Origin of the sequence: Delftia sp. Cs1-4, assembly GCF_000214395.1 — a bacterium.
GTDB classification, from domain to species: domain Bacteria; phylum Pseudomonadota; class Gammaproteobacteria; order Burkholderiales; family Burkholderiaceae_C; genus Comamonas; species Comamonas acidovorans.
This window is the reverse complement of record NC_015563.1, coordinates 3,823,810-3,839,715: the sequence shown is the minus strand read 5'-3', so window position 1 is coordinate 3,839,715 and position 15,906 is coordinate 3,823,810. Positions and strand designations below refer to the sequence as shown.

The following is a 15,906-nucleotide window of genomic DNA, read 5'->3' as shown; positions in this document are numbered from 1 at the left end:
TAGGCACTCAGGCCACGCAGGCCCCGGCCGCGATGGCGATGTGCCTGGAGGCCAATGCCGCGTCGCAGGCCTGGGGCGGGATCGATTGACGGAGCCTAAGGCGCTCTTGAGGAATCACAGTTTTCAGTGATTGCCACCCACCCGCTTCCTTTGAACAATCCGCACTGACACCTCACGGGCAGCTGTACCGCCGTGTCGGGGTGCCCCAAGACACGCGAAACACGCAAAACACGCAAAGGAGAGGGTGATGCTGACCATAGAACAGGTAGTGGCGGGCCCGCAGCGGTCCGTGCTCATCACATCGGAGGGCGTATTCGCCTGGGGCAATCTGGAGGTGTTGCGCACCCTGCCCGAAGGCGTGGATGCTGCCGAGGTCTGTGCGCCCGATGCCACGCGCATCGGCCACCGCAGCTTTTCCCAGCCCGTGCCCCAGCGCCTGAGCCCCCTTGGTACGCGTTGGGAGGGGCTGGTGGATGCGGGCCATTCGCTGCTGGCCTGGGCGGATGGCCAGGCCTATGCCGTTGCGCCCCAGGTCCGCGATGCCGCGGGCGCCGTGCCCAGGCCTTTGGCCTTGGGCCGGCAGGATGCCGGGGTGCGGCGCATCTGGGCGGGTGAGCAGCAGGCCTATGTGCAGGACCGCGAAGGCGCACTCTGGGGATGGTCGGATGCCATGCCCGGTGCGCAGCGCGTGCAGGGCCTGCCCTCCGTGCGCAGCGTGTCCGTGGGCATGGGCCATGCGCTGGCGCTGGATGCCAGGGGGCAGGTCTGGTCCTGGGGCGCCAATGCGGCCGGCCAACTGGGGCAGGGCGATCTGGTGCAGCGCAGCCGTGCGCAGCGCGTGGTGCTGCCGCAGGGCGCTGCGGCCGTGGTGGCGGTGGCGGCAGGGGCCACGCACAGCCTGGCGCTGGATGAGAAGGGGCGGCTGTGGGGCTGGGGCTCCAACCACCAGGGCCAGCTGGACCAGGGGCTGCAGGCGGCCTACAGTCCCGGCCCCGTGCGCATTGCCGTGCCTGGGCGCCTCAGCAGTCTGGCGGCGGGCCTGCATTTTTCGGCGGCGACCACGCAGGGCGGGCAGGTGCTGGCCTGGGGCTGGAATGGCCTGGGCCAGCTGGGCCAGGGCGATGCGGCACCCCGCGGGGGCTTTCGCACCGTGCCCGGCCTGGCGGCGGTGCAGCAGATCAGCGTGGGCGGCACGCATGTGCTGGCGCTGGAGCACGGCGGGCGCTGCTGGGCCTGGGGCGACAACCGCCATGGCGCCTGCCAGGGCGAGGACGGGGCCCAGGCCCAGTCCCGCCCCCATGCGCTGGCCTTGCACGCCCTCAATGACCTGACCGAAACCAACGCATTCGCCGGCACGGCAAAGGAGGCCCTGTGAAGCATCTGCACCAGGAGCATTCAATGCCTGCCCCGGGCCTGAACCGCAGGGCACTGCTGCAATGGGGCGCCTTGCTGACGGCGGGCGCCGTGCTGCCCGGCTGCGGCGGTGGAGGCGGGCCGCGCGACGATCTGCCCGAGCCGCAGGCGCTGCGCTCCGTCAACGGCGTGCTGGAGCTGCACCTGAACGTGGGCTATGCGTCCATGGACATGGACCTGCCGGACAGCGACATCGCGCGCTGGGCCCGCTATCCGGCCGATCGGCAGCCCGGGCGGCGTCTGGAGCTGCGCAGCTTCAATGGGCGATACACGGCGCCCACGCTGTGGCTGCGCCCCGGCGACACGCTGAAGATGTGGGTGCACAACCAGCTGCCGGCCTCGCCCCAGGGCTCGGACTGGGCGCTGCTCAACCACCAGAACAGCACCAACATGCATTTCCACGGCCTGCACGTGGACCCGCGCGAGATACGGCCCGGCGTGTTTGGCGACTACGTGGTGGACGGGCCGGATGCCGGCATCGCACCCGGCGCCACGCGCTACCACGAGATCCATCTGCCCGACGACCACAGTTGCGGCATCTACTGGTACCACCCGCATCTGCACGGCGCCACCAATGCCCAGGTCTCCAGCGGCATGTTCGGCGCCATCATCGTGGCCGATGCGCAGGACCCGTTCCGTGCCAGCGTGAACATGCGCGAGCGCGTGCTGTTCGCCCACAAGCTCACCGTCAACGCCAAGGGCCGCACCGATACGCTGGAAGACTCGATGGAGAATCCGGCCGGCGCCTTTTTGCTCAACGGCGCCTACCAGCCCACCATCGTGATGCGGCCCGGCGAGGTGCAGCACTGGCACATCGTCAATCCTTCGTCGTTCTACCCGCTGCATCCCGTGCTCGACGGGCATGTGATGAATGTCTATGGCCGCGACGGCAACCATTACGGCGGCATCTACCGGCCGCTGAGCCGGCAGACGGCCGGGCAGCCGCTGGACATGCGCGACTGGCCCGGCAACTACATCTACCCGGGCGGGCGCCTGTCCATGGTGGTGCAGGCATCGATGGCGCCGGGCGAGTATTTCCTGCGCGCGGCCGCGTGCCCGTCCTTTCACCGGCCAAGCGGCAACGAGCCCTTCGAGGAGGTGCTGGCCCGGGTGGTGGTGCAGGGCGAGCCCGTGCAGGCCCGCGTGCCCGACCCGGCCCTGCTGCGCCGGCCCGGCGACTACACGCCCATCACCGATGCCGAACTGGCCAGCCATGGTGGCGTGCAGCGCGTCCTGCGCCTGGCCGTGCTGGCCGACGACGCGGACAAGGGCGTGCGCGACCCGGCCCTGGCGCCCATGCCGGCCGGCGAGAGCTGGGTGCTGAAGGTGGGCGGCAACCGATCGGTGTTTGCGGTGGGCACCGAGGCCATGCCGCTGGGCATGTCGCCCATCCATTCCAGCCTCACGCCTGTGCAGACCGTGCCCTTCAATGCGGTGGAGGAGTGGACGGTCTACAACTACAACGGCTACCCGCATCCCTTTCACATCCACGTCAACGACTGCTATGTGGTCAGGGTCAACGGCGCGCCGGTGACGCCGTTCTGGGCCGACACCCTGCCCGTGCCGCCGGGCACGGGCAGCAGCGGGGCGGCGGGGGTCACCAAGGGCAGCATCACCTTTCGCATGCGGTTCGCGGATTTCCACGGCAAGTTCGTCTGGCATTGCCATGCGCTGGACCATGAGGACCTGGGAATGATGCAGATCGTGGATGTGCGGCCCTGAAAGCCGGGCTTGTCCTATCGGCCATTCCCGTGCCCTTCCGGCTTCATGCTGCAAGCCCTTGAATTCATTGGACTGCAAGAAATGCTTGCATTTGCGGGCGGGCCGTGAGCGGCCCGGCCCGAATCGCGTGTGGCACACTTGGCCGCTTTCCGGATTCCACGCCACGGGGCGCCTCTCGAATGCAAAAAATCATTGGCCAAATCGCCGCAGAACTGAATGTCAAGCCGCAGCAAGTGGGTGCTGCGGTCGAATTGCTTGATGGCGGAGCCACGGTTCCGTTCGTCGCCCGCTACCGCAAGGAAGTGACCGGCGGCCTGGACGACGCGCAATTGCGCCAGCTCGACGAACGCCTGGGCTATCTGCGCGAGCTGGAAGACCGCCGGGGCACGGTGCTCAAGGCCATCGACGAGCAGGGCAAGCTGACCGATGCGCTGCGCCTGGCCATTGCCAATGCGCCGACCAAGCAGGAGCTGGAGGACATCTACCTGCCCTTCAAGCAAAAGCGCCGCACCAAGGGCCAGATTGCCAAGGAATTCGGCATCGAGCCGCTGGCCGACAAGCTGTTTGCCGACCCCACGCTGGACCCGCACAAGGAGGCCGAGGCCTTCTGCAAGCCCGCCACCACCCTGGACGACGGCAAGCCGGGCCCCGATTTCTCCACCACCTTCGCCGTGCTCGATGGCGTGCGCGACATCCTGTCCGAGCGCTGGGCCGAAGACCCGGCGCTGGTGCAGAAGCTGCGCGAATGGCTGTGGGAAGACGGCCTGCTGCGCTCCAAGAAGATCGAGGCCAAGAACGAGAACGACCCCGAGGTCGCCAAGTTCCGCGACTATTTCGAGTACGACGAACCGATTGGCCGCGTGCCCTCGCACCGCGCCCTGGCCGTGTTCCGCGGCCGCGCGCTGGAGATCCTCGAAGCCAAGCTGGTTCTTCCCGTGGAGCCCGAGCCCGGCCAGCCCAGCCTGGCCGAAGGCAAGATCGCCCTGCACCTGGGCTGGAGCCACGCCAAGCGCGCCAGCGACGATCTGATCCGCAAGTGCGTGGCCTGGACCTGGCGCGTCAAGCTGAGCCTGTCCACCGAGCGCGACCTGTTCTCGCGCCTGCGCGAAGACGCCGAGAAGGTGGCCATCAAGGTCTTTGGCGACAACCTGCGGGACCTGTTGCTGGCCGCGCCTGCGGGCCAGCGCGCCGTCATCGGCCTGGACCCGGGCATCCGCACGGGTGTCAAGGTGGCCGTGGTGGACAGCACGGGCAAGCTGGTGGACACCACCACCATCTACCCGCATGAGCCGCGCTGCGACTGGGACGGCTCCCTGGCCGTGCTGGCCCGCCTGGTCGAAAAGCACCAGATCAACCTGATTGCCATCGGCAACGGCACGGCCAGCCGCGAGACCGACAAGCTGGCGGCCGACCTGATCAAGATCGCCAGCAAGGCCGACCGCCAGATCGAGAAGGTCGTGGTCAGCGAGGCCGGCGCTTCCGTGTATTCCGCCAGCGAGTTCGCCTCGCAGGAAATGCCCGATGTGGACGTGAGCCTGCGCGGCGCCGCCAGCATTGCGCGCCGCCTGCAGGACCCGCTGGCCGAGCTGGTCAAGATCGACCCCAAGAGCATCGGCGTGGGCCAGTACCAGCACGACGTGAACCAAAGCGAGCTGGCGCGCCAGCTCGACGCCGTGGTCGAGGACTGCGTGAACTCCGTGGGCGTGGACCTGAACACGGCCTCGGCGCCGCTGCTGTCGCGCGTCTCGGGCCTGTCGGGCAGCGTGGCCAAGTCGGTGGTGCGCTGGCGCGATGCCAATGGCTCCTTCAAGAGCCGCAAGCAGCTGATGGACGTGGCCGGCCTGGGCGCCAAGACCTTCGAGCAGTCCGCAGGCTTTCTGCGCATCCGCGGCGGCGACAACCCGCTGGACATGACGGGCGTGCACCCGGAAACCTATCCCGTGGTCGAACGCATCATTGCCACCACGGGCAAGAGCGTGGACCAGCTCATGGGCCGCTCCGAGGTGCTCAAGGGCCTGAAGGCCGAGCAGTTCGTGAACGAGCAGTTCGGTGCCATCACCATCAAGGACATCCTGGGCGAGCTGGAAAAGCCCGGCCGCGATCCGCGCCCGGACTTCGTCGTCGCCCGCTTCAATGACGGCGTGGAAGACATCAAGGACCTCAAGGAAGGCATGACGCTGGAGGGCACGGTCAGCAACGTGGCCCAGTTCGGCGCCTTCGTGGACCTGGGCGTGCACCAGGACGGCCTGGTCCACGTCAGCCAGATGAGCCACAAGTTCATCGAGGACGCGCGCGAGGTCGTCAAGACCGGCCAGATCGTCAAGGTCAAGGTGCTGGAGGTCGATGTGGCGCGCAAGCGCATCAGCCTGACCATGAAGCTGGATGCGGCGCCCGCGCGCCGCGATGGCCCCCGTGACAACCGCTTCGAGAGCGCAGGCCGGGGCAGCCAGGGCCATCAGGGCGGCCAGCGCCGCGCGCCCGAGCCGGCGCAGCAGTCGGCCATGGCCTCGGCCTTCGCCAAGCTGCAGACCCGCAAGTAAGGCCGGGCAGGGCAAGGCAGGAAACGCGATGGCTGCGCACGCACTGGATCTGCAGACGCTGTTGACCCAGACGCTGGCCCTGCCGGCGCAGCCGCGCATTGTCGCGCTGCTGCTGCGCGAGCTGGTGCCCGAGCAGCCCAGCCTGCGCCGGCTGAGCCAGCTGTTCGCGGCCGATCCCGCGCTGGCTGCCGGGCTGCTGGCGCAGGCCAACGGCCCGGTCTTCGGCATGGCGGGCCGTGTCACCGGCATTCCGGAGGCGCTGGCCCTGCTGGCGCCCGCGCAGTTGCGCCAGATCGTGCGGGGCATGCCGCTGGGCGTGGGCACGCATGCCGTGCCGGGCGTGGCCATGCCGGCCTTCTGGCGCTACAGCGTGGATGCCGCACGCGTGGCCCGCGCGCTGGCCGGCACGGTGCAGGCCAGCCCCACGGCGGCCTACGCGGCAGGCCTGCTGCACGGGCTGGGCGAGCTGGCCATGCACATGATCGACCCCGGCCGTGCGGCCACCATCTCCGAGCTGGTCGGCCCGCTGGACCCGCGCCGTGCCGAAGTGGAGATGCGGCTGTGCGGCTACGCATACAGCCATGTCAGCGCAGGCCTGGCACGGCGCTGGAATCTTCCGCCGCTGCTGGCCGACGCGCTGCAGCACCTGCACGCGCCGCTGGCCCAGCCCGGCTTCGATCCCCTGGCCTGCGTGCTGCACATCGCCGCCTGGCGCGCCCGATCGCGCGAGGCGCAATGGGGCGAGCGCGCGCTGGCCGTGAGCTTTCCCGGCGAAGTGGGGGTGGCCCTGGGCCTGGACATCGACATGGTGCTGCGCCAGGACCCGGTGGACTGGATGGCCGACACGGGCCTGGATGTGCTGCTTTAGGGCAGGACCCAGGGCCAGCGTCAGTTCCGGTGCCAGGGCGCCGGCACCATGTCGAAAAGCGGCGTGGGGTCGCGCCGGTAGGGCGCGGGGCTGATGGGTGCCATGGGCTGCATGGTCATGGGATCGATGCGTGCCAGCTGCTGCATCCAGCCAATGTCCACACCGCCGCCCTGTGCGGGGCGCGAATAGATCAACTCCAGCATGCGCCGCGATGCCACATGGCCGTGGGACGCCGCCTGCTGGTACAGGCGCAGGGCCTCGGTGTAGTTGGCCGGCACGCCTTCGCCACGGTGATAGCGCTGGGCCTGCTCCCACTGCTGCTGGGCCGTGACGGGCTGGCGCACCTGGATGTCCTGCTCGCTGGGCGAGCCCCGCAACTCCGGCGTGCGCTGCAGCCGTTGCGGCCCCTGCGCCGCAGGCGGGGCAGACGTGCCCTGGGCCGACACCAGCTGGCCTGCGGGCCGCATGCGGTTGCCCAGCATCTGCGCATTGGTCGCCGCGCTGGATGAGCGTGGCGCCGCTGCACGGAACTGGCGCAGTGCGGCCTCGGGCTCGTCCTGCGCGAGCAGGGCCAGGCCCCATTCCAGCTGGGCGCCGGGGCTGCCCGAACGCGCCGCGCGCTGCAGCAGTTCCTGGTCGGGCGTGCCTGCCACGGTCAAGGCCTCGCCCACGGGCTCGGCCGTGGACAGCGGCGCCAGGCGCCGTGCCAGCAGCCATTCCAGGTATTGCGCACGGGCCGGGTCGGTCTTGGCCAGCTGGGCGATCCAGGGCCTTGCGGCCGGTGGATCGGGGGGCTGGCCGCAACCGTCCATGGCGCACCAGGCCAGTCCCGCGCTGGCCAGCGGATGGCCGGCGCGCTGGGCACGCTCGAACCATTGCCTGGCCTGCGGCCCGTCCTGGGCCATGGCAATGCCGTGCAGTGCCAGCAGGCCCATGACCCATTGCGCCTCGCGCTGCGTGGCCGGGCTCACGCCCTTGCCTTCGGCGCGGCTGCGCAGTTGGGACAGGGCCCGTTGCTGGGCGGTATCCGAGGTCGAAGTGATGTTGCTGGTGCCCGGCTGGGAGCCGTACACGCTGGCCGTCGCCACCCGGATGGGCATGACCGGCGTGAAGCGGGCTGCCGCCTGCACATGCGGCAGCACGGCGGGCGCCAGACCGGGCAGCACCACCAGCAGCCCGGGCAGCACAAGCCTGGCGGTCAGGCGCAGCCCGCGGCGCCGCCGCGGCGAGGTTTCATGAGCGCTGGAGGGCATGGCAGGTGCCTCTGGTTGGCTTGTGTTCCGCACCGTGCATCAGCGCTTGGCCTGGGCCGGCACCACCTGCCAGAAGCGGGCCGAGCCGGTGTACCCGTCTGCGCCCAGCGAGCTTGCCATGTACTGGTTGACATCCTCCAGGGAGCGCATGCCCGGGATGGCGATGAAGGCCTTGCCCTGCAGCAGCGTGGGCAGCTTGTCGGTCATGTTCTGCTCGGTGGCGAAGCAGGCCACGCCTTCCTTGCCGGGAGGGCCGGCGTTGATCACATAGCCGGGGTTGGGGCTCATCCAGTCGGGCAGGCGCACGGACTGGGCGGCGGTGATCCAGCCCGAGCGGTTCACGTCGTTGGGCACCAGCCGGGTGACCTCGCCATCGGCGCCCGCCATGAAGCACGACAGGTAGGAGGCACGCGACACGGTGGTGGACAGGAAGAGCTGCTCACCCGTCTCGAAGGAGGTGCGCGTGGGCGTGATGTTCTCCACCCACAGGTCCAGCTTGCGGTCGGGCGCGGGGGCGCCGTAGCGGTAGTCGCCCGTGCCCACGGCAACGTTCTCGGAGGCGGTGGTGACCGGCGCTGCGCTCTTGGTGTTCCAGCCAATGCGCGTGATGTGCCCATCGGCGCCCACGGCCACGAAGTCGCGCAGTGCGCGTTCATAGGTGTTGAAGTCCACCACGCCGCTGACCACCATGCCGCTGTCCGCCTGGAAGCGCCCTATGGCCTCGCGCCACTGCGGGTTGCCTGCGGTGAAGGCCGGGGCGTCCGGCGGCAGATAGCCCTTGCTGATCAGCGACTGGCGCACCAGTTCCTGGTGGATGCCGGCTTCGCCTTCCTCGTACCAGTCGCGCAGCTGGCGCTGGAAGTCGGGGTGGGTCTGGTCCAGCGTCAGGCACTGCCAGTAGGGCAGGCGCGACCATTTGCCCAGCAGCTCGATCATGCCCAGCTCGACCAGGGTGCGCACGGCCGGGCCCGAGCCCTGGGCATAGTCGCGGCCCACGCTGAACTGCACGCCGTAGGTGCCGATGCGGCCGGACAGGTCCAGCCCCTGGCTGCCGTTGCCGATGACGACCTCGTTGGCCGAATCCAGGCCCGGGATGATGGTGCGCGTGCGGAAGTCGCCCAGGTGCAGCTCCATGCCGAGCACGGCGCCGCTGCGGTTGGCGCTGTAGCCGGTTTCCAGGCGCGAGGCGCTGGTGCCTATGTCCACGTTGTTGCGCAGCACGTTCTGGTCCATGAAGGACACGGCGCCCGACACATACAGGGCGGGACGCTGCAGCTGGATCTGGTTGTTGTTGAGCAAGATGGTGGTGAGGTTCTGCACCGTATCCTGGCGGGCGATGTCCACCTCATAGTCCACGTAGCGGAAGGCACTGCTGACGCGCGACATCTGGGACAGGGCGGTGACCACCATCTCCTTGGCGGCCACGGCCACGCGGCCCGAGTAGTCAGGCAGCTGCTTGCTGGTGATCAGTACCGTGGGCATGTGGCTGTTGCGGAACATCCTGTCCATGCACATCAGCGAGTCGGAAAAGCTCGATATCGAGCGCACCGGCCGCACCACGGGGCGGTCGGCCGCATAGACCTTGTCCAGGTACTTGGCGTCCTTGCGCGCATCCAGCGGCGCGCAGCCCGACAGCAGCACGATGGAGGCAGAGACGGCGCAGGCAATGGTCCGCATGCAACCCTGTCTGCCGGACCATCGCTGGCGGAAAGTCCCACGGTCGTCCGCATGGCCGCCGAGTGCCGGCTGCAGCGCGGCATCGGGGCGGGGAAGTCCTGGCGATGGAAGGCGGTTGCGCATGATGGACCTCTGCTGGAAAACGGCGAGCCAGGGCACAGGCGCGCACGGGCGTCGGCGCCGGAAATGGGGGATCGAGAAATGGTGGGCGGCCCGAAGGCTGGCCGCCCTGTGTCGCGCTAGCGGCAGACGTTGACCAGGTCGCCCTTGAGGACCACGATCTGGTCCTTGGTCTGGGGCCCGTAGCGGTTGAATGCGCTGGCGTTGGTGTTGCTGGCCAGGTCCTGGGTGCAGGTGCGCTGCATGCCCGTGCTGCTCGTCGTGGTCGTGGTCACCACGTTCGCCTCGGTGGAAATACCGGGCGCATTGGTCATGGACATGGCTTCGTAGCGCGCGATCTTGGCCTTGACATTGATGGGGATGTCGGTGACGGTGTCCAGCCCCGACGATGTCGGCTGCTTGGCCGTGGGCAGCCTGAGGTAGTCGACGGGCTTGTTCAGCACCACCGGGTCTTCGCCGGGGGCCGCTGCATGAAGGGGGTTCGCTCCGAGGGCGAGCCAGGCCAATAGGGCAGCCGAACAGAGATGGGCGGCGGTGTGCATGGTGGGCTCTCCTGGTGCGGTGAGCTGGGTCTTCGCCGGGAAGGTGCCGCCGGGTGGCCTGGGGCCGCCCGGCAGTTTCCTTCGTCCGGCAGCCAGGCTCAGTGGTTGTTGTAGCAGGTCACGCAGCCGTTGTTGCTGGAGATGTTCTGCACTGCCATGGAACCGTTGCCGGCGTAGTTGATGATGCCGGAGTTCTTGGCAGCCACCACCTGGATCGAAGTGCTCTTCACGTCCACTTCGCCATAGTTGGAGGCCAGGTTGTTGACGGCCACTGCGCTATAGCCATCGGCCTTGTTCAGGATGCCGCTGCCGGTGGCTGCGACGACCTGCAGCGAGCTGCCACTGCGATCGATGGTCACGTTGCCTGCATTGCTGGCCAGGTTCTGGGAGGCCTTGCCACCACCCGTTGCCACGTTCAGCACGCCGCTCCTGTTCAGCAGGGTGACCTGAACGCTGGGGCCATTGATTTCGATCTGGGAGCTGCTGCTGCCGCCGCCGCCACCGCCGCCACCACCCATGGGGCCTGCCATGGCAGCTGTTGCGATCAAGCTCAGGGAAAGAATTGCAAGCGATTTCATGATGGCTCCTTGATGAAGAATCGGACTATCAGGAAGAGGTGTGTAAGCACCCGTTTTGCAGACACTTTGCGGAGGTTTCCGGCTTTGTCTCCCTGGACCCCTGCTCGTTGTCTGGACTCCAATGTGCTCGGGGAGATCCGTCCGTTCCATCTCTTGTCCGGGGTAGCCATGAGCGCTGATCCACTTGCCGGGTACTTACCCACCCAAGCCGTTTGCAGGCAGGCTGCATCGCGTTAAAACGGCAGCCGTGCGCGATGAATGGATCTGGGTAGTTTCAAGGTGTAACGACAGAAAATTTACGGTTGCAGCTTTGCTTGGGGTCGCCGTTTCGGCGGGTGCGGGGGATTTTGGGCAACCTGGTGTATCGAAGTGCACGCAACTGAGGCCGTCGGCGGCAAAAAGGCAGGATCGGCCTTTGTCACAGGGCGGGATTGAAGGCGCGGTGCGTGGTGTCTGGATCCGCAAGATCTGCCGGGCCGGCGCTCAGGAAACTCCGTAGTCGATTCCTCACACAAAGGTGTTAATTTGTAATCTACGCAATCTTTCACAAACTTCGTCAAAGATTGTGGATATCGGTTGCGATTTCTCTTAATGTGGAAAGGCAAGTCTGTGATCGGTTGCGTCATACACATGGCGTGACATTTGAGGAGAGCAGCATGAATCCATCCGACGTTCCCGCCGATGCCCGTCCCCTGATCGCCGAGTCCCCTCGCGCCCAGGGCATGCTGGGCACAGGTCTGAGCTCTGCCATGTGGCCCGACTACCTGGCGGGCCAGCCCGACAAGCCCGTGCGGGTGCTGCTGGTGGACGACGATGCCCATATCCGCATGGTCATTGCGCAGGAAATCATGAACGACCCGCGCACCCTGGTCGTGGCCCAGGCCGGCAGCGTGCGCGACGGGCGCAAGGCCATCCGCCAGCATGAATTCGACGTGATGCTGGTGGACCTGAACCTGGGTGACGGCGAGGGCTTCGAGCTGCTGGACATGATGAAGACCGTGCGGCCCACGGCCGAGGCCGTCATCATCTCCGTGATGGAAAACGACGAACAGGTGCTGCGCGCCTTCGAGCTGGGCGCCACGGGCTACCTCGTCAAGAACTCCTGGTTCGGCAACTATCCGCAGGCCGTGCTGCAGGTGGCCAATGGCGGCGCATCCGTCACCCCCAGCCTGGCGCGCAGGTTGCTGCAGCGCTTCGACAAGACCCAGGGCGCTGAGCCCAAGCGCCGCACGCCCGACGAGGCAGACCGCCTGTCCACCCGCGAGCGCGAGGTGCTGCGCATGGTCGCCAGCGGCTACACCAGCGCCGAGATCGGCTCGCGCCTGATGATCAGCGCCATGACGGTCAACACGCACATCAAGAACATCTACCGCAAGCTGCAGGTGCGCACACGCGCCCAGGCGGTGCGCTTTGCATCGCTGCGCGGCCTGTTCTGATTCTGGGGCGGCGTCCTGCCCGCAGCGGCCTGCCGCCGCCCGGGCCATGGCGGCCGCGCCTGGCACGGCTTGGCCATGAAAGATCCCCTTCGCACGCTGGCCATCTGCCTGGCCCTGGGCCTGCTGCAGATGCTGGGCCTGTGCGCCTGGCTATGGCAGGCGGGCGCCCAGGCCCCGCCGTGGCTGAGCCTGGCCAGCCTGGCCCTGCTGGTATCCACGGCGCTGCTGTGCGCCATGGGCGCCCGGCGACTGCACAGGCTGCTGCTGTGGCGGCGCCGGCGCAGTCCCCGGCCCTCGCGCGAAGTGCAGGCCGAGCGCCGGCGCATTGCCGCCGACCTGCACGACGGCGTGGGCGGGCTGCTGGTGCATGCCATGGCCTTGCTGGACCCGCGCGAGACCCGCCAGCGCCAGGCGCAGGAATTGCTGGAGCAGGGCTTGCTGGACCTGCGGCTCATGGTGGATGCCATGGACGCCATGGAAGACGCCTTGCCCGTGCGGCTGGCGCGCCTGCGCCACCGGCTGCAGCCCGTGCTGGACCGGCGCGGCATGCGCATCTGCTGGAGCGTGGCCGATCCGCATGCCGCCGCCGGGCTGCGCGGGGTGCCAGACCTGTCCGACCTGCCAGACTTGCCGCGTGGCCAGCCGTCCCAGCAGTTGCTGGCCATCGCCCAGGAGGCCGTGAGCAATGCGCTGCAGCATGCGCGCGCCACCACGCTGTGGCTGGTGCTGGAGCCGGTGGATCGTGCAGATGCTGCAAGCCCTGGCCGCGATGCCCGGCGTGCATTGCACTGGGAACTGCGCGTGGAAGATGACGGCTGCGGCCTGCCTTCCGACCCTGGCCCTGGCCCTGACCCTGACCCTGACCCTGCGCAGGGTGCCATCCCGCCTGGCCTTCAGGGCATGGGCCTGGCAGGCATGCATCGCCGCGCCCATGCCATCGGGGCTGTGTTGGACATCCTGCCGCGGGCCGGTGGGGGTACCGTGGTGCGTGTGCGCTGGTGATCGGGCCGATGCGCCGGCGGCAACGGCGTTCCGGCAATTGCGGTGCCCGCTGACAGGGCAGGCCTGCGGCGCGCTGTGCAATCCCCCGATATGCGGATGTGAGGCAGTATCCATACCTGCATCCCAGCCCTGACATCCCGTTTCCATGAACCCACATCCCGACCCTGCGCCGTCGCCTTCACGGCAGGCCCTTCCTGCAGCCACCGAAGGCGCCAATGCTGCCAATGCAGCTGCGAATTCCGCTACCCATGCAGATTTCGCGCGCAGCGTGCGTTCGGCCCTGCCGGGCCTGGCACAGCTGGCCGACATGGTGCCTGCGCTGCGCCTGCTCACCGGGCTGCTGGTGGCCAGCATCGTCATTGCCGGCCTGTATTTCGGCCAGGGTCTGCTGATTCCGCTGGCGCTGGCGCTGTTGTTCGGTTTTTTGCTGGATCCGGCCGTCTCCCGGCTCAAGCGCTGGGGCATGCCGCGCATGGCGGCCACGCTGCTGGTGGTGGTCATGGCGCTGGCGACGCTGGCGGGAATGGGTACCTATCTGGGCAGCCAGGTGCAGCAGCTCAGCGCCGATCTGCCCACCTACCAGAACACCATCCGCGACAAGCTGCGCAGCCTGCGCAGGAACGCCAACATGCCCAGTGCCTGGGACGGCGCGCTGCGCACCTATGACACCGTGGAGCGCGAGATATCGCGCGGCGCCACCACGCCCCGCGTGCAGAAGGTGGAGATCCAGTCGCCCGAGCAAAAGCCCACGGCGCGCATGCTGCAGTGGCTGGGCCGCGTGGCCGAGCCCGTGACCATGGCCGGCATCGTGCTGCTGTTCGTGATCCTCATCCTGCTGGACCGCGATGACCTGCGCGACCGGCTGCTGCGCCTGATGGGCGGCAACCTGCACGTGGCCACCGACGCGCTGGACGAGGCCTCGCAGCGCATAGGCAAGTACCTGCGCATGCAGTTCGTCGTCAACATCACCTACGGACTGCCCATGGCGGCGGGGCTGTGGTTCATTGGCGTGCCGGGCGCCATTCTCTGGGGCGTGCTGGCGGCCATCATGCGTTTCGTGCCCTATGTGGGGGCCATGATCTCGGCCGCCTTCCCGCTGGCGCTGGCCTTTGCCGTGGACCCGGGCTGGCAGATGCTGCTGATGACGCTGGGCCTGATCATGGCGCTGGAGCTGATCAGCAACAACCTCATCGAGCCCTGGCTGTATGGCAGCAGCACGGGCCTGTCCACGCTGTCCATCATCGTGTCGGCCACCTTCTGGACGGCGCTGTGGGGGCCGATAGGGCTGATCCTGTCCACCCCGCTGACGGTCTGCCTGCTGGTGCTGGGGCGCTACATCCCGGCGCTGCAATTCATGGAAGTGCTGCTGGGCAGCTCGCCCGTGCTGGGGCCGGCCCAGCGCCTGTACCAGCGCCTGCTGGCCGACGACGTGGAAGACGCGGTCACGCTGGCGCATGAACTGGTGGACGCAAGGCTGCCGGCGCGCGCCTCGGCGGACGAACGCTCGGCAGCGGTGGCCGGTTTCTATGACGAGGTGGCCATCCCCGCACTGCGCCTGGCCACGCAGCAGCACCTGGAATCGGCCACGGCCGAACACCGGCTGCGCCTGTCCAGCGGCATGGATGCCCTGATCGAGGAACTGCGCGAAAGCCATCCGCCGCCCGCTGCGGCCCTGGCCACGCGCGCCCTGCGCATCCATTGCGTGGGCGCGCGCTGGGAGGTCGATGCCCTGGCCGCCGCCATGGTGGCGCACAGCGAGGCGCTGCGCGGCCACGTGGTCAGCTGCTCGGACTGGGCCCTGGCCGCCGACCCGCAATGGCGCCAGCTGGGACCGGGGCAGGGCGGCCTGCCGCAAGGCCACGCAGGAGCCCAGGCCCTGGCCGAGGCGCAGTTGCTGGTGCTGTCCGTCTTCAGCACCCAGCCCCAGACCGTGGTGCGCCAACTGATGCGCCGCGTGCGCCGCCATTGGCCGCACCTGCGCGTGGTGCTGGCGCTGTGGAATGCGCCGGCCGTGGTGTCCGACCCCGAGTTCGCGCGCCGCTGCGGCGCCGCCGCCTGCGTGTCCGGCCTGCGCGAGCTGCAGTTGTGGGTGGACGCCTTGCGCCTGCCTGACGCGGCAGGCCAGGGCCTGGCCGCGCCCATTCCCGATGACGATGCGCAGCGCGTGCGCCAGCTGCACGACAGCGGCGTGCTCGCGCCCGGCCTGCCGCAGCTGTACCACGAGGCAGCCCAGCAGGCCGCGAATGCCTTCGATGTGAAATGGGCCCAGGTCTCATGGGTCGATGCCGACCGCGTGCACACGCCGGGCAGCCTGCTGGTGGCGGACCAGGGCGACCCGGCTTCCGCCGGCATGCCGCGTGCGCAGTCCATCTGCTCCTACGTGGTCCATGGCGGTGACGCCCTGGTGGTGCATGACGCCGCGCGCGACCCCCGATTTGCCGGCAACCCCGCGTTGCAGGCGATGCGGCTGCGCTTTTATGCGGGCGTGCCGCTCAAGAACCGCCACGGCACGGTGCTGGGCAGCTTTTGCATCATGGACGACGCGCCGCGCGAGGTCTCGGCGGCCGATCTGGAACTGCTGGGCGTCATGGCCGAGCAGTTGATGCAGAACGTGGAAGTGCGCCGGATGATGGAAGCTGGCGCTGCGCCGGCTCCAGTGCAGACTTCGGCACAAACTTCGGCGCAAGTGGCATCCCAGCCACCATCGTCGTCACCATCGACAACACCCCAGCCGAGTGCTGGCGGCTGAGTCCCG

Annotated in this window: 11 protein-coding genes; 7 read left to right on the top strand and 4 right to left on the bottom strand. The window is 68.5% G+C overall.

The window, feature by feature from the left end; translation table 11 throughout:
* The first annotated feature begins 247 nt into the window (after positions 1–247).
* From DELCS14_RS16805 to DELCS14_RS16790, 4 genes are all read left to right on the top strand, one after another.
* Complete coding sequence (locus DELCS14_RS16805; protein ID WP_013802715.1) at positions 248–1,375, top strand: chromosome condensation regulator; 1,128 nt, start codon at positions 248–250, stop codon at positions 1,373–1,375.
* 23 nt (positions 1,376–1,398) lie between these two features.
* Positions 1,399–3,135, top strand: a complete 1,737-nt coding sequence (locus DELCS14_RS16800; protein WP_013802714.1) for a multicopper oxidase domain-containing protein — start codon at positions 1,399–1,401, stop codon at positions 3,133–3,135.
* A 179-nt stretch (positions 3,136–3,314) separates the two neighbouring features.
* The gene (locus DELCS14_RS16795) at positions 3,315–5,675 is read left to right on the top strand and encodes a Tex family protein (RefSeq protein ID WP_013802713.1); all 2,361 of its coding nucleotides are present in this window, start codon (positions 3,315–3,317) and stop codon (positions 5,673–5,675) included.
* Between the two features lie 28 nt (positions 5,676–5,703).
* Entirely contained in the window at positions 5,704–6,543 is an 840-nt protein-coding gene (locus tag DELCS14_RS16790; RefSeq protein WP_013802712.1) for an HDOD domain-containing protein, read from the top strand.
* 20 nt (positions 6,544–6,563) lie between these two features.
* Here DELCS14_RS16790 and DELCS14_RS16785 read toward each other — a convergent pair whose 3' ends face one another.
* From DELCS14_RS16785 to DELCS14_RS16770, 4 genes are all read right to left on the bottom strand, one after another.
* Positions 6,564–7,796, bottom strand: coding sequence for an SEL1-like repeat protein (locus tag DELCS14_RS16785; RefSeq protein ID WP_013802711.1), 1,233 nt, complete (start codon positions 7,794–7,796; stop codon positions 6,564–6,566).
* Positions 7,797–7,835: 39 nt separating this feature from the next.
* Positions 7,836–9,473 carry a DUF4384 domain-containing protein gene (locus DELCS14_RS16780; protein ID WP_013802710.1) on the bottom strand — a complete coding sequence of 546 codons (1,638 nt, stop codon included), beginning with the start codon at positions 9,471–9,473 and terminating at the stop codon, positions 7,836–7,838.
* A gap of 239 nt (positions 9,474–9,712) precedes the next feature.
* Entirely contained in the window at positions 9,713–10,036 is a 324-nt protein-coding gene (locus tag DELCS14_RS16775; RefSeq protein WP_224985943.1) for a hypothetical protein, read from the bottom strand.
* Positions 10,037–10,233: 197 nt separating this feature from the next.
* Positions 10,234–10,713: a hypothetical protein gene (locus DELCS14_RS16770; protein WP_013802709.1), complete on the bottom strand. Its 480-nt coding sequence runs from the start codon at positions 10,711–10,713 to the stop codon at positions 10,234–10,236.
* 656 nt (positions 10,714–11,369) lie between these two features.
* Between DELCS14_RS16770 and DELCS14_RS16765 the strand changes: the two genes are divergently transcribed.
* From DELCS14_RS16765 to DELCS14_RS16755, 3 genes are all read left to right on the top strand, one after another.
* Positions 11,370–12,149, top strand: coding sequence for a response regulator transcription factor (locus DELCS14_RS16765; RefSeq protein WP_012205218.1), 780 nt, complete (start codon positions 11,370–11,372; stop codon positions 12,147–12,149).
* A 75-nt stretch (positions 12,150–12,224) separates the two neighbouring features.
* Positions 12,225–13,151, top strand: a complete 927-nt coding sequence (locus DELCS14_RS16760) for an ATP-binding protein (protein ID WP_013802708.1) — start codon at positions 12,225–12,227, stop codon at positions 13,149–13,151.
* Positions 13,152–13,296: 145 nt separating this feature from the next.
* Entirely contained in the window at positions 13,297–15,900 is a 2,604-nt protein-coding gene (locus DELCS14_RS16755; protein WP_013802707.1) for an AI-2E family transporter, read from the top strand.
* Positions 15,901–15,906: the final 6 nt, after the last annotated feature.

Coding starts and splice junctions, on each gene's coding strand:
- DELCS14_RS16805 (WP_013802715.1), top strand. CDS start 248: ATGCTGACCATAGAACAGGTAGTGGCGGGCCCGCAGCGGTCCGTGCTC.
- DELCS14_RS16800 (WP_013802714.1), top strand. CDS start 1,399: ATGCCTGCCCCGGGCCTGAACCGCAGGGCACTGCTGCAATGGGGCGCC.
- DELCS14_RS16795 (WP_013802713.1), top strand. CDS start 3,315: ATGCAAAAAATCATTGGCCAAATCGCCGCAGAACTGAATGTCAAGCCG.
- DELCS14_RS16790 (WP_013802712.1), top strand. CDS start 5,704: ATGGCTGCGCACGCACTGGATCTGCAGACGCTGTTGACCCAGACGCTG.
- DELCS14_RS16785 (WP_013802711.1), bottom strand. CDS start 7,796: ATGCCCTCCAGCGCTCATGAAACCTCGCCGCGGCGGCGCCGCGGGCTG.
- DELCS14_RS16780 (WP_013802710.1), bottom strand. CDS start 9,473: ATGCGGACCATTGCCTGCGCCGTCTCTGCCTCCATCGTGCTGCTGTCG.
- DELCS14_RS16770 (WP_013802709.1), bottom strand. CDS start 10,713: ATGAAATCGCTTGCAATTCTTTCCCTGAGCTTGATCGCAACAGCTGCC.
- DELCS14_RS16765 (WP_012205218.1), top strand. CDS start 11,370: ATGAATCCATCCGACGTTCCCGCCGATGCCCGTCCCCTGATCGCCGAG.
- DELCS14_RS16760 (WP_013802708.1), top strand. CDS start 12,225: ATGAAAGATCCCCTTCGCACGCTGGCCATCTGCCTGGCCCTGGGCCTG.
- DELCS14_RS16755 (WP_013802707.1), top strand. CDS start 13,297: ATGAACCCACATCCCGACCCTGCGCCGTCGCCTTCACGGCAGGCCCTT.